We start from the raw sequence: 14,177 nt of genomic DNA on the forward strand, positions 1-14,177 counted from the left end.
TGTAGGCCCGGTCAGCGCAGCGCCACCGGGCGATAAACATCCTAATAACCTATCAGGCTGACTCCGCCAGAGCAATATCCTCGCGCGTCTCGATGCGCTCATTTCCGTGATAAATACGGGCATGCTGCAGACCGACAAACAGCCGCTCTCCGCGGTGCGGCGGAACGTCGTCGCGCATCACGACGGTCAGCGGCTCGGTATACCAGCCCAGCGGTTGTACCACCAGTTGGGTGTAGTGTCCTTTAGGGCTCGCTTCCAGCACCTGTACCGGCAGCGGTGAATCCAGGCTGGTTCGGCGGCTTACGTCCACTTCCCACGGGCGCAGGAACAGATCAACCGGGCCCTGGTGCGCGGAGGTATAGCCCAGCGGCCAGCGGTGCGCCCCTACATGGAATTGACCGCCGCGAATGGTGCCCTGCAGACGGTTGACCTCGCCCATAAATTCCAGCACGAAGCGGGTCGCCGGTTCACGCCACAGCTGTTCTGGCTCGTCAACCTGTTCAATGTTGCCCTGGCTCATGACCACCACGCGATCCGCGACTTCCATCGCCTCTTCCTGATCGTGGGTCACGAACACGCTGGTAAACTTCAGCTCTTCATGGAGCTGACGCAGCCAGCGACGCAGCTCTTTACGCACCTGCGCATCCAGCGCGCCGAAGGGTTCATCCAGCAGCAGAATTTGCGGTTCAACAGCTAACGCACGCGCCAGCGCCACGCGCTGTTTCTGCCCGCCGGACAGCTGCGCCGGGAAACGGTCCGCCAGGTGAGCCAGCTGTACCATCTCAAGCAGTTTGGTCACTTTCGCCTTAATGGTTGCCGCATCCGGGCGTTCACGACGCGGCAGCACGGTCAGGCCAAAGGCGATATTGTCAAACACGGTCATGTGGCGGAACAGCGCGTAGTGCTGGAACACAAACCCCACCTTACGGTCGCGGGCATGCAGACGGCTCACGTCGGTGCCGTGGAAGCGGATATGCCCGCTGGTCTGATGCTCAAGCCCGGCGATAATGCGCAGCAGCGTGGTTTTACCCGAGCCAGACGGCCCCAGCAGCGCCACCATTTGTCCGGAAGGGATATCCAGCGAGATATCATTCAGCACCTGGGTGCGACCAAAAGACTTCTTAATATTGGCAATCTCAATGCTCATGATTTCCCTCCTGATGCTGACGTTTTTCCTGATTTTCTAAACGCCACTGCACCACACTCTTCAAAAACAGGGTCAAAATGGCCATCAGCGTCAGCAACGCTGCGGCAGTAAAGGCGCCGATGGTGTTGTAGTCCTGCTGCAGCAACTCAATCTGCAGCGGCAGCGACAGGGTTTCACCGCGAATGGAGCCGGAGACGACGGAAACGGCACCGAACTCGCCAATTGCGCGGGCGTTGGTCAACACCACGCCGTAAAGCAGCGCCCAGCGGATATTCGGCAGCGTCACGCGGCGGAACATCTGCCAGCCTGACGCGCCCAGCAGCACCGCCGCTTCATCTTCGTTGCTCCCCTGGCTTAACATCACCGGTACCAGCTCACGCACCACAAATGGACAGGTGACGAAGATGGTGACCAGCACCATGCCTGGCCAGGCAAACATGATCTGCAGGTTATGCGCATCCAGCCAGCCGCCCAGCGGACCGTTGGAGCCGTAAAAGAGCAGATACACCAGACCCGCCACCACCGGCGAGACGGCAAAAGGAATATCCAGCAGGGTGAGCAGCAGCTGACGTCCCGGGAAGTTAAAGCGCGTCACCAGCCACGCCAGCAGAGTACCGAACACCAGGTTCACCGGCACGGTGATCAATGCAATCAGCACGGTCAGCCAGATGGCGTGGAGCATATCCGGGTTCGCCAGGTTTTCCAGCGCAGGCATCAGCCCCTTGCTGAACGCCTGAACGAAGATATAAATCGTCGGCACGACGAGAATGAGGGCGGACACCAGCACGCCCGCCCCAATCAGAAACCATTTCCCCCAGTTAATACGGGGCACATCGTATCGCTTCAATTGCGTAACTTCCGCCATCAGTGACCTACCACACGTCGACCAAAGCGACTTTGCAGAGTGTTAATCGAGTACAGCAGCAGCAGCGAGGCCGCCAGGATCACCGAAGCGATCGCGCTCGCCGCCGGATAATCAAACTCCTGCAGACGGATGAAAATCATCAGCGAGGTCACTTCCGTTTTCCAGGCAATGTTCCCGGCGATAAAAATCACTGCGCCGAACTCACCGAGGCTGCGGGTAAACGACAGCGCAATACCCGCCATCAGCGCCGGGGAGAGCTCCGGCAGAACCACCTTGCGGAAACTCTGCCAGCGCGTGGCGCCGAGCGTTTCCGCCGCTTCTTCATATTCCGGCCCCAACTCTTCCAGCACCGGCTGCACGGTACGCACCACAAACGGAATACTGGTAAAGGCCATCGCTACTGCGATACCGAGCCAGGTATAGGTCACCTTGATGTCAAACTTCGCCAGCCACTCACCGTACAACCCGTTAACGGAGAAGAGCGACGCGAGGGTTAAGCCAGCAACCGCCGTTGGCAGTGCAAACGGCAGATCCATCAGTGCGTCAAGCAGCGTACGGCCCGGGAAGCGATAGCGGGTTAAGATCCACGCCATCAGCAGGCCAAACACGCCGTTAAAAATGGAGGCGACAAACGCTGACAGCAGCGTCACCTTATAGGCCGCCACCACCTGCGGGTTGGTGATGACCTCCCAGTACTGCGCCCAGCTCATCTGCGCGAGCTGCATTACCAGCGCGCTGAGCGGCAACAACAGGATCAGGCAGACGAACAGCAGGCTGGTCCCAAGGCTTAAGGTAAAACCCGGCAGCACGCGTTTAGTCGATACTGCAAACATTACTTACGCCCCGCCGCCAGCAATTTGTCTAATTCACCGCCGCTGGCAAAGTGCGTTTTCATTACGTCAGGCCAGGAGCCGAAATGGTCTTCCACGCGGAACAGCGCGGTCTGCGGGAATTTATCTTTCAGTTTGTTCATCACGTCCGGGTTATTCACGCGGTAGTAGTAATCGGTGATGATGGTCTGCGCCTGCGGGCTGTACAGGTAGTTGAGATAGGCTTTTGCCGCTTTCTCGGTGCCGTTTGCCTGTACGTTTTTATCCACCCACGCCACCGGGAACTCGGCCAGGATGTTGGTTTTTGGGATTACCACCTCGAAGCCCTGCGCCTCATACTGCTTGCGGATGTTGTTCACTTCCGATTCAAAGCTAATCAGCACGTCGCCCAGACCGCGCTCTGCGAAGGTTGTAGTTGCGCCGCGTCCGCCGGTATCAAACACTTCGACGTTTTTCAGGAACTTGGTCATGAACTGCTCGGTTTTCGCTTTGTCGTTACCGTCAGCCTTGTCCGCCGCGCCCCACGCCGCTAAATAGGTGTAACGCGCGTTACCGGAGGTTTTTGGGTTTGGGAAAATCAGCTTCACGTCAGAACGCACCAGGTCGCTCCAGTCGTGGATATTCTTCGGGTTGCCCTTGCGCACCAGGAAGCCCATGGTGGAGTAGAACGGCGAGCTGTTGTTCGGCAGACGGCTCTGCCAGTCCGCCGGGATCAGCTTGCCTTTATCGTGCAGGATCTGCACATCAGTGACCTGGTTGTAGGTCACCACGTCCGCTTTCAGCCCCTGGAGGATCGCCAGCGCCTGCTTGGACGAACCGGCATGGGACTGCTTGATGGTCAGCTTATCGCCGTTATTGTCTTTTGCCCACTGCTGCTCAAACGGGGGATTAAGGGCGGCGAACAGCTCGCGGGAGACATCGTATGAACTGTTCAGCAGCTCAGTCGCCTGCGCCTGTGCCACCAGCAGTAAACCTGCCAGCGCCAGAGTTCCTTTTTTCAGTACAGTAACGGCCATTGCGCACCCTTATAAATGTGATGACTATCTTATAGTCATAATATTTATAACGAGGACGAAAGGAGTAACGGTTTTATATACCGTTTGGTGATTTACAAGCAGAAAAGGGAATAAGGGTGCGGGGAAAATTGCCGGGCGGCGCTAACGCTTACCCGGCCTACGTATGGAGAGCGGGTTTACAGCGCCAGCAAACGCTCCACGGACGGCGCGAAGTAGTAGCCACCGGTCACCGGTTTGGTGAAGCGCAGCATGGCGTCACGCTTGCCGTCGTTATCGCCAAACATGCTGAGCAGCTGCTGCTCAATGTTGTGCAGGCGCGCGCAGTAGGCGCAGAAGTAAAGGCCGTGCGTACCGCTTGCTGTGCCGTACGGCAGGCTCTGGCGGACAATCTTCAGCCCTTTGCCGTCTTCCTTAAGGTCAACGCGGCTCAGGTGCGAGGTGACCGGACGCTCATCGCCGTCGATCTCTTCGTTGGCTTCTTTGGTACGGCCAATCATCATCTCCTGGTCATGCACGCTCATGCGGTTAAGCTGTTTGAGGTTGTGCTCCCAGCGCTGCACGAACACATAGCTGCCACCCGCGTCCACGCCGTCTTTGATCACCGCCACTTCACGACGCGTCTCTTCACCCGCCGGGTTTTCGGTTCCGTCGACAAAGCCGCTCAGATCGCGCTCTTCGACCCAGCGGAAACCGTGCACTTCTTCCTGCACGTCGATGCTGTCGCCAAAGGCCGCTATCGCCGCCTGCGCAACGGAGAAGTTAACGTCGTGACGCAGAGAGAGGATGTGGATCAGCACGTCGTACTGCGTCGCGGGCGCAAGGCCTTTACCGTAGGGAATGAAGTCTTTCAGCTCTTCCGCCCCTTCGCCACCGCTCAGCTGACGCCAGACGTTATTGCCAAAGGCGACAACGGCGCCGAGGTGGGCTTCCGGGAACGTAGCCTGGAAGGTCGCCAGCTTATCAATGAACGCTTTACTGGCCGCACGCAGGGCATCCACGTCCCCTTTTACATTGGCTTCAATCCAAATCGCCGCGCGGCAATGTTCTGGCAAAATGCCACTCTGAACCTGAGACATCGCTCCTCCTGAAATAAAGATGCCACGTCAGCGTGGCATGGATGGCGGGTATTATACCCGGATTTCAGCGAGGCGGTTTGTTCCGGCGCAAATTACTGCTGCCAGATAATTTTGCTCACTTTCCAGTTCTTCAGCGTGTCGTCCGACGGCATCAATCCTTCCGGACCGCTCCAGGTGCCGGTAAAGACATAGCTGATGTGCTGGCTGCCTTGCGCCTTACAGGCCACCGCCACACCATCGTCAGAAGGGGCGCTGGCGCAGTTGCCAAAGGCCTGCTTATAGAGATCGCTAAACGGCGTTCCTATCTTCACGCCGCTGGCAGTCGGAATGGCTTCATCCAGCACCGTAACGCGGTTTACCGTGCCTTTGTCACCGTTGATCACCAGCGCCAGCGTGTCACCCTTCAGCGCTTCGTAATAGCGAACAATGTTACCATTCTCGGTTTTCATGCCGCTGCGCAGGCGATAATCACTGCTCAGGGCGTCCTGAATAGCATCCTGATCCAGCGCCGTCGCGGCGGTAATGTTCCCCACGCCCTGCTCGGTCACTTCCGTTGATGAGCCAAACCAGTTCCACGGATACGCAGCGGACCAGTTAATGGAGGAGAGCGTGGAACAGCCTGTCAGGGCCAGCGGGAGAGCGCATAAAAGTAAACGCAGCGATTTCATTGAAACGTCCTTACGTGTTAAATCAACGCTTGTTGGAGTGCGACTTCTGCAAAAAGTGCCGCATTAATCATCCTGATGGGCGAAACAGGCGCGAAGACGCGGATTGGTCAGCAGCCACAGCAGCGCCACAATATCCGCCACCACCAGCGCAATGCCAATGCCCGTAAGCGGCTCACCGTACCACCAGAGTACCGGCTGCCAGAAGAGCAGCGCAATCTGAGCGAGGATCAGCATCCAGCGCAGCGCCCGCCACAAACGTGGGATCGCCTGGCGTCGGCCGCTGCACAAAAAAGCCATCACCGCCGGTACGCCCGGCAGTAAGCCGAGCCAGAACGCATCGTGATCGGGATAGAAGAGATTCAGCAGCGTATCACCCTGCCCGCGCGACGCGGCAGCCATCACAAACAGTACCCAGGTTCGTGCCTGAAGCAGCAGAACGCACCAGAATAAAAAGGGCAACCTGACCCGCCCCTGCGCGTCATAATCTGCCGGATGGATCTCAGTACTCTTCATCTTCGATCAGGCGCTTACCTAAACTCAGCACGTCAGAATGTTCATAGCCCAGACGCTCGTACATGCCCAGCACCACGTCGTTATCTTCCCGAACCATGATCTGGATTTTCGGACAGCCACGGGCGATCAGCTTCTTCTCGAGACGATTGAGCAGCGCGTTGGCAATGCCGCGCCCCCGGTATTCCGGATGAACGCCCAGATAATAGGCCGAGCCGCGATGACCGTCATAACCGCCCATTACCGTGCCTACGACTTCGCCGTTGACTTCCGCAACCAGAAACAGACTGACGTCGTGATTCACCTTCCGCTCAATGTCCATTTCCGGATCGTTCCACGGACGCAGCAGATCGCAGCGCTCCCAAAGGGTGATCACCTCTTCGAAATCTTCCTGGCGAAAAACGCGTATCTCCATGGTATTAACCGCCTTTTCGGGTTTAAAAACAGTGATTATGGCGTGAACCGTGCCTTTAGCCAATAACCGGGGAAAATCTCGCCAAAATTTGGCATAATGTCACTTTGTCACGTATTGAAATGAAAAGTAAAACAATTCTCAATAAGGACTGTCGTAACGCTAAACGCGATACGATATAACACCAGGACCCCATTTTTTAGTATTCAGGCCGCATGAGCACATTCAAACCATTAAAAGCACTCACATCGCGTCGTCAGGTTCTCAAAGCGGGGCTGGCGGCCTTAACGTTAACGGGCATCGCAAAGCAGGCTCAGGCAAAAGACGAGAGCACGCTCAAAACTAGTAACGGACACAGCAAACCCAAAACCAAAAAACCCGGTGCGAAGCGTCTGGTGATGCTTGACCCGGGCCACGGTGGAATTGATACCGGCGCCATCGGCAAAAACGGTTCGAAAGAAAAACACGTCGTGCTGGCGATTGCAAAAAATGTACGCGCAATTTTACGCAGCAACGGTATTGACGCCCGTCTGACGCGCTCTGGCGACACCTTTATTCCGCTGTATGACCGGGTGGAGATCGCCCACCAGCACGGCGCGGATCTGTTTATGTCGATTCACGCCGACGGCTTTACCAACCCTTCAGCGGCGGGCGCCTCGGTGTTTGCGCTGTCCAACCGTGGCGCCAGTAGCGCCATGGCGAAATACCTCTCCGACCGTGAAAACCGGGCGGATGAAGTCGCCGGGAAAAAAGCCACCGACAAAGATCACCTGTTACAGCAGGTGCTGTTCGACCTCGTGCAGACGGATACCATCAAAAATAGCCTGACGCTCGGCTCGCACATCCTGAAGAAAATTAAGCCGGTGCATCGTCTGCACAGTAAAAGCACCGAACAGGCGGCATTTGTGGTGTTGAAATCACCGTCTATTCCGTCCGTGCTGGTGGAAACCTCGTTTATCACCAACCCGGATGAAGAGCGTCTTCTCGGCACCACGGCGTTTCGCCAGAAGATCGCCAACGCCATCGCCTCCGGCATTATCAGTTACTTCAACTGGTTCGATAACCAAAAAGCGCACTCCAGGAAACGTTGATGAAACCCAATGCTCAACTGGTTAAAACCTTCCTGCTGCAGCTGCAGGATGAGATTTGCCGCAAACTGGCCGCCGCGGACGGTGGTGAATTCCAGGAAGATAACTGGCAGCGTGAAGCCGGCGGCGGCGGGCGCAGCCGGGTGCTGCGCAATGGCGGTATCTTTGAACAGGCGGGCGTGAATTTCTCCCACGTTCACGGAGACGCCATGCCCGCGTCTGCGACCGCGCACCGTCCTGAACTTGCGGGCCGCAGTTTTGAAGCGATGGGCGTCTCGCTGGTGGTGCATCCACACAACCCGTTTGTGCCGACCAGCCACGCCAACGTCCGCTTTTTCATTGCGGAAAAACCGGGGGCCGATCCGGTCTGGTGGTTTGGCGGCGGTTTCGACCTTACGCCCTACTACGGGTTTGAAGAAGATGCCGTGCACTGGCACACCACCGCGCGAAACCTCTGCCTGCCGTTTGGTGAAGACATCTACCCGAAGTTTAAAAAATGGTGCGACGACTACTTCTACCTGAAGCATCGCGACGAGCAGCGCGGCATTGGCGGGCTGTTCTTTGACGATCTGAACACGCCTGATTTTGATACCGCGTTCCGCTTTATGCGCGCGGTGGGCGAAGGGTATACCGACGCTTATCTGCCCATCGTCGAACGCCGTAAAGACACTAACTACGGTGTGCGCGAGCGCGAATTCCAGCTTTATCGTCGCGGGCGCTACGTGGAGTTTAATCTGGTGTGGGATCGCGGGACGCTGTTTGGCCTGCAGACCGGCGGGCGCACGGAATCGATTTTGATGTCGATGCCGCCGCTGGTGCGCTGGGAGTACTGCTACGAGCCAAAAGAAGGCAGCCCGGAGGCTGCCTTGAGTGAGTTTCTGAAAGTACGAGACTGGGTTTAACCCCCCTCACCCCGGCCCTCTCCCAAAGGGAGAGGGAGTATAAATCCCCTCTCCCTTTGGGAGAGGGTTAGGGTGAGGGTAAAAATTACAGCGGCTGGGTCTGCGCCTCAACCACCGCCAGGGCCACCATATTCACGATACGGCGCACAGAGGCAATCGGCGTTAACACGTGCACCGGTTTCGCCACGCCCATCAGCACCGGGCCTACGGTCACCCCTTCAGAACTGGAGACGCGCAGCAGGTTGTAGCTGATACGCGCCGCTTCCACGTTCGGCATAATCAGGATATTCGCCGATCCTTTCAGCGGGCTGTCCGGCATACGTTCGTTGCGGATGCTTTCCACCAGTGCCGCATCACCGTGCATTTCCCCGTCAATCATCAGCTCCGGCGCGCGCTCGCGCACCAGCGCCAGCGTCTCACGCATTTTGCAGGCCGCCGCAGATTTAGACGAACCAAAGTTAGAGTGCGACAGCAGCGCCACCTTCGGCTCGATACCAAAGCGGCGCACGGTCTCTGCGGCCATCACGGTGATCTCCGCCAGCTCGTCCGGGCTCGGATCGTCGTTAACGTAGGTGTCAGCGATAAAGGTGTTGCCGCTCGGCAGCAGCAGCGCGTTCATCGCCCCGGCGGTATGGACCCCGTCGCGATAGCCGAAGATCTCCTGCACCACGCTAAAGTGCTCGTGGTAATCGCCGATGGTGCCGCAGATCAATGCGTCCGCTTCACCGCGATGGACCATGATCGCGCCGATCACCGTCGTGTTGCTGATGACGGCTTTCTGCGCCTGCTCCTGGGTGATCCCGCGACGCTTCATGATCGCGTAGTATTCGCTCCAGTACTCTTTAAAGCGCGGATCGGATTCGTTGTTGACGATCTCGAAGTCGACGCCCGGCTTAATCTGCAGACCCAGCTTCTGAATGCGCATCTCAATCACGCTCGGACGACCAATCAGGATCGGCTTCGCCAGACCTAAGGTGATCAGCTCCTGGGTAGCGTGCAGCACGCGCGCCTCTTCCCCTTCCGCCAGCACCACGCGCTTCGCGTCGGCACGCGCCTGCGAAAAGATCGGCTTCATGAACAGGTTAGTTTTATAGACAAACTCGGTGAGCTTATCGATGTAAGCATCAAAATCCTGTATCGGACGCGTCGCCACGCCGGAATCCATCGCCGCTTTGGCCACCGCTGGCGCAATTTTGACAATCAGGCGCGGGTCAAACGGTTTAGGAATGATGTAGTCCGGGCCAAAGCTCAGATCCTGATCGCCGTAGGCGGAGGCCACCACTTCGCTCTGCTCGGCGTGGGCCAGTTCCGCAATGGCGTGCACGGCGGCAAGCTTCATCTCTTCGTTGATCGCCGTTGCGCCAACGTCCAGCGCACCGCGGAAGATGAACGGGAAGCAGAGCACGTTGTTGACCTGGTTCGGGTAGTCGGAACGGCCGGTACAGATAATGGCATCTTCACGCACCGCTTTCGCCAGCGGCGGCAGAATTTCCGGCTCCGGGTTCGCCAGGGCCAGGATCATTGGCGCGCGCGCCATCTTCTTCACCATCTCCTGGGTCAGCACTTTCGGGCCCGAACAGCCAAGGAAGATATCCGCGCCATCAATGACGTCCTCGAGCGTGCGCTTGCCGTCGTCTTCTACCGCATACGCCGCTTTGGTTTCCGCCATGTTGGGCTCGCGGTCTTTATAGATAACGCCTTTAGAATCACAGACCACGATGTTGTGCTTCTGCATACCCAGCGCCACCAGCAGGTTCATACAGGCGATGGCCGCCGCACCTGCGCCAGAAACCACCATGCGCACGTCAGAGAGATTTTTTTCCACCACGCGCAGGCCGTTCAGAATCGCGGCGGTGCTGATAATCGCGGTGCCGTGCTGGTCATCATGGAACACGGGAATATTCATACGCTCGCGCAGCTTCTGCTCGATATAGAAACATTCCGGCGCTTTGATGTCTTCCAGGTTAATCCCGCCGAAGGTCGGCTCCAGCGCGGCCACCACGTTAATGAATTTGTCAGGATCGAGCTCGTCCACCTCGATATCAAACACGTCGATACCGGCGAATTTCTTGAACAGCACGCCTTTCCCTTCCATCACCGGTTTACCCGCCAGGGCACCGATGTTACCGAGACCGAGTACCGCCGTACCGTTAGAGATAACGGCCACGAGGTTGCCGCGCGCGGTGTATTTGTAGGCCGCCAGCGGGTCTTTTTCGATTTCCAGACACGGTGCCGCAACGCCTGGCGAATAGGCCAGCGCCAGATCGCGCTGGGTTGCCAGCGGCTTGGTTGGGGAGACCTGGATTTTGCCCGGGACAGGGAACTCGTGAAAATCGAGGGCACTCTGTTTTAACTGATCGTCCATCTTGTTATTCCTTTTACGTATCGGTCAGATAGTATCGCCTCAGGACAGCACATAAACTTTGAAGGCTGCCAAACTCTCACCATCACACATTAAAAATTGTTATCAATTTATAACAGCCATGTTACCCGTCTCAAAAGCAATGCCTCCCCCGTCTGCTATGCTTTTTTGTTAAGTCCATCATGATTTTCTCAGAAGTGTGAACTAACGCACTCATCTAACTCTTTTATTTCCAAGGAGTAATCATTTATGAACCAGCTAGACGGCATCAAACAATTCACTACCGTGGTTGCAGACAGCGGCGATATCGAGTCGATTCGCCACTATCAGCCGGAAGATGCGACCACCAACCCTTCGCTTCTGCTCAAGGCTGCCGGGCTTGCCCATTTTAGTCATCTGATTGATGACGCCATTGCCTACGGTAAACAGCGCGGGAAAACGCAGGAGCAGCAGGTCGCCGAAGCCAGCGACAAGCTGGCGGTTAATTTCGGTGCGGAAATTCTGAAAAGCATCCCGGGACGCGTCTCCACCGAAGTGGACGCCCGCCTCTCGTTCGATAAAGAAAAGAGCATCAATAAGGCCCGCCGCCTGGTCGAACTCTACCAGGAACAGGGGATCGATAAATCACGCATTCTGATCAAACTGGCGTCGACCTGGGAAGGCATCCGCGCGGCAGAGGTGCTGGAAAAAGAGGGGATCCACTGCAACCTGACGCTGCTGTTCTCCTTTGCTCAGGCACGCGCCTGTGCCGAAGCCGGCGTGTTCCTGGTCTCACCGTTTGTCGGCCGCATCTACGACTGGTACCAGGCGAAACAGCCGATGGATCCGTACGTGGTGGATGAGGATCCGGGCGTGAAATCGGTCCGTAATATCTACGACTATTACAAGCAGCACCGCTATGAAACCATCGTGATGGGGGCCAGCTTCCGCCGTACCGAGCAGATCCTCGCCCTGGCCGGCTGCGACCGTCTGACCATCTCCCCTAACCTGCTGAAAGAGCTACAGGACAAAGAAGAGACGGTTATCCGCAAGCTGATCCCCACCTCTACCGTGCTGCCAAAACCGAAAGCCATGACCGAAGCCGAATTCCGCTGGGAGCACAATCAGGACGCCATGGCCGTGGAAAAACTGGCGGAAGGTATCCGCCTGTTCGCCGTTGACCAGCGCAAACTTGAAGATCTTCTCGCCGCCAAACTTTAACCTTGCCACGGAGTGAACTATGTCCCGTAAAGAGCTAGCCAATGCCATTCGCGCCCTCAGCATGGATGCCGTGCAAAAAGCCAATTCCGGCCACCCCGGCGCGCCCATGGGCATGGCTGATATTGCCGAAGTGTTGTGGAACGACTTTCTGAAACACAACCCCAATGACCCCACCTGGTACGACCGCGACCGTTTTATTCTCTCCAACGGCCACGCCTCGATGCTGCTCTACAGCCTGCTGCATCTTTCCGGCTATGATCTGCCGCTCGAGGAGCTGAAAAACTTCCGCCAGCTGCACTCAAAAACGCCGGGTCACCCGGAAATTGGCTATACGCCCGGGGTAGAAACGACCACCGGGCCGCTCGGTCAGGGGCTGGCCAATGCGGTCGGGCTGGCGATTGCCGAGCGCACGCTGGCGGCGCAGTTTAACCAGCCGGGGCACGACATTGTCGATCACTACACGTACGTGTTTATGGGCGACGGATGTCTGATGGAGGGGATTTCCCATGAAGTCTGTTCCCTGGCGGGCACCCTGGGGCTGGGTAAGTTGATTGGCTTCTACGATCACAACGGCATCTCCATCGACGGGGAAACCGAGGGCTGGTTCACCGACGACACGGCAAAACGCTTCGAAGCCTACCACTGGCACGTGGTACATGAGATCGACGGCCACGATCCTGAGGCGGTGAAAAAAGCGATTCAGGAAGCGCAAAGCGTGAAGGACAAACCGTCGCTGATTATCTGCCGCACGGTTATCGGCTTTGGTTCACCGAACAAGGCTGGCAAGGAAGAGGCGCACGGCGCGGCGCTGGGCGAAGAGGAAGTGGCGCTGACCCGGCAAAAGCTGGGCTGGAAACATCCGCCGTTTGAGATCCCGAAAGAGATTTACCGGGCGTGGGACGCCCGTGAAGCGGGGGAAAAAGCCCAGCAGGCCTGGAACGAGAAGTTTGCAGCATACAAAAAAGCACACCCGGAACTGGCCGCCGAATTCTCTCGCCGCATGAGCGGTGGCCTGCCGGAAGACTGGGACGATAAAACCCAGGCGCTGATTGAAAACCTGCAGTCCAACCCGGCGAAAATCGCCACCCGTAAGGCTTCGCAAAACACGCTGAATGCCATTGGTCCGCTGCTGCCCGAACTGCTTGGCGGCTCGGCGGATCTGGCCCCAAGTAACCTGACCATCTGGTCCGGCTCGAAATCGCTGAAAGAGGACATTGCCGGGAACTACATCCACTACGGCGTGCGCGAATTCGGGATGACCGCCATTGCCAACGGTATCGCTCATCACGGCGGTTTCGTGCCCTACACCGCCACCTTCCTGATGTTTGTCGAGTATGCCCGTAACGCAGCGCGCATGGCGGCCTTAATGAAGGCGCGACAGATTATGGTCTATACCCATGACTCCATTGGTCTCGGGGAAGATGGCCCCACGCACCAGGCGGTTGAACAGCTGGCGAGCCTGCGCTTAACGCCAAACTTCAGCACCTGGCGTCCGTGCGATCAGGTCGAAGCAGCAGTTGGCTGGAAACTGGCAGTAGAGCGCCACAATGGCCCAACGGCATTAATTCTGTCACGCCAGAACCTGACGCAGATTGAACGCACCCCGGAGCAGGTGAAAAATATCGCCCGCGGCGGCTACATCCTGAAAGACAGCGGCGGCAAGCCGGACGTGATCCTGATTGCGACCGGTTCAGAAGTCGAAATCACGGTGAAAGCGGCGGAAAAACTGACCGCCGAAGGCCACGCGGTGCGCGTGGTATCCCTGCCCTCAACGGATATTTTTGACGCCCAGGATGAGGCGTACCGTGAGTCGGTGCTGCCCTCTAACGTCGCGGCGCGCGTGGCGGTGGAAGCCGGTATTGCCGACTACTGGTACAAATATGTCGGCCTTAAAGGGGCGATTGTGGGCATGCGCGGCTACGGTGAGTCCGCCCCTGCCGACAAGCTGTTCCCATATTTTGGTTTCACCGTTGAGAACGTGGTAGAGAAGGCGCTGAGCGTGCTGTAGTGCGGTCTGTTTATTGCCGGGTGGCGCTATCGCTTACCCGGCCTAGAGTTCGGATGTTTAGTAGGCTGGGTAAGGCGAAGCCGCCACCCGGCA

General features: G+C 57.4%; 13 protein-coding genes. 4 read left to right on the forward strand and 9 right to left on the reverse strand.

All coding sequences use genetic code 11. From position 1 onward, the window contains the following. Window positions 1–52: 52 nt before the first annotated feature. The 8 genes from cysA to C5687_RS02285 all read right to left on the reverse strand — a co-directional run bounded on the left by cysA (window position 53) and on the right by C5687_RS02285 (window position 6,527). Window positions 53–1,147, reverse strand: a complete 1,095-nt coding sequence (gene cysA / locus C5687_RS02250; RefSeq protein ID WP_023615695.1) for a sulfate/thiosulfate ABC transporter ATP-binding protein CysA — start codon at window positions 1,145–1,147, stop codon at window positions 53–55. After that, window positions 1,137–2,012, reverse strand: coding sequence for a sulfate/thiosulfate ABC transporter permease CysW (cysW, locus tag C5687_RS02255; protein WP_025758780.1), 876 nt, complete (start codon window positions 2,010–2,012; stop codon window positions 1,137–1,139). The genes cysA and cysW overlap by 11 nt, the downstream gene beginning before the upstream one ends. Next, complete coding sequence (gene cysT / locus C5687_RS02260) at window positions 2,012–2,845, reverse strand: sulfate/thiosulfate ABC transporter permease CysT (RefSeq protein ID WP_045286558.1); 834 nt, start codon at window positions 2,843–2,845, stop codon at window positions 2,012–2,014. Before cysT ends, cysW begins: the two co-directional genes overlap by 1 nt. Continuing rightward, window positions 2,845–3,858, reverse strand: coding sequence for a sulfate ABC transporter substrate-binding protein (locus C5687_RS02265; protein ID WP_104556332.1), 1,014 nt, complete (start codon window positions 3,856–3,858; stop codon window positions 2,845–2,847). Before C5687_RS02265 ends, cysT begins: the two co-directional genes overlap by 1 nt. A gap of 176 nt (window positions 3,859–4,034) precedes the next feature. After that, entirely contained in the window at window positions 4,035–4,934 is a 900-nt protein-coding gene (locus C5687_RS02270; protein ID WP_104556333.1) for a Dyp-type peroxidase, read from the reverse strand. Between the two features lie 92 nt (window positions 4,935–5,026). Next, complete coding sequence (locus C5687_RS02275; protein ID WP_047959186.1) at window positions 5,027–5,602, reverse strand: RpoE-regulated lipoprotein; 576 nt, start codon at window positions 5,600–5,602, stop codon at window positions 5,027–5,029. 63 nt (window positions 5,603–5,665) lie between these two features. After that, on the reverse strand, window positions 5,666–6,115 hold the full coding sequence (locus C5687_RS02280) for a DUF2919 domain-containing protein (protein WP_104556334.1): 450 nt from the start codon (window positions 6,113–6,115) through the stop codon (window positions 5,666–5,668). Further along, on the reverse strand, window positions 6,102–6,527 hold the full coding sequence (locus C5687_RS02285; RefSeq protein WP_023308738.1) for a GNAT family acetyltransferase: 426 nt from the start codon (window positions 6,525–6,527) through the stop codon (window positions 6,102–6,104). Before C5687_RS02285 ends, C5687_RS02280 begins: the two co-directional genes overlap by 14 nt. Window positions 6,528–6,739: 212 nt before the next feature. Here C5687_RS02285 and amiA point away from each other — a divergent pair, with 212 nt between their 5' ends. Both amiA and hemF read left to right on the forward strand, forming a co-directional pair. Then, a complete protein-coding gene (amiA, locus tag C5687_RS02290; RefSeq protein WP_045286561.1) occupies window positions 6,740–7,615 on the forward strand; it encodes an N-acetylmuramoyl-L-alanine amidase AmiA in 876 nt (291 codons plus the stop codon). Further along, complete coding sequence (gene hemF / locus C5687_RS02295) at window positions 7,615–8,514, forward strand: oxygen-dependent coproporphyrinogen oxidase (protein ID WP_104556335.1); 900 nt, start codon at window positions 7,615–7,617, stop codon at window positions 8,512–8,514. Before amiA ends, hemF begins: the two co-directional genes overlap by 1 nt. Window positions 8,515–8,599: 85 nt before the next feature. On the opposite strand, the gene maeB is transcribed toward hemF, so the two are convergent. Then, on the reverse strand, window positions 8,600–10,879 hold the full coding sequence (gene maeB / locus C5687_RS02300; RefSeq protein ID WP_025758794.1) for an NADP-dependent oxaloacetate-decarboxylating malate dehydrogenase: 2,280 nt from the start codon (window positions 10,877–10,879) through the stop codon (window positions 8,600–8,602). 246 nt (window positions 10,880–11,125) lie between these two features. Between maeB and tal the strand changes: the two genes are divergently transcribed. Both tal and tkt read left to right on the forward strand, forming a co-directional pair. Then, the gene (tal, locus tag C5687_RS02305; protein ID WP_025758795.1) at window positions 11,126–12,076 is read left to right on the forward strand and encodes a transaldolase; all 951 of its coding nucleotides are present in this window, start codon (window positions 11,126–11,128) and stop codon (window positions 12,074–12,076) included. Window positions 12,077–12,095: 19 nt separating this feature from the next. Then, window positions 12,096–14,084, forward strand: a complete 1,989-nt coding sequence (gene tkt / locus C5687_RS02310; RefSeq protein ID WP_095449848.1) for a transketolase — start codon at window positions 12,096–12,098, stop codon at window positions 14,082–14,084. Window positions 14,085–14,177: the final 93 nt, after the last annotated feature.

The sequence above is a fragment of the Enterobacter sichuanensis genome (assembly GCF_002939185.1).
GTDB lineage: Bacteria > Pseudomonadota > Gammaproteobacteria > Enterobacterales > Enterobacteriaceae > Enterobacter > Enterobacter sichuanensis.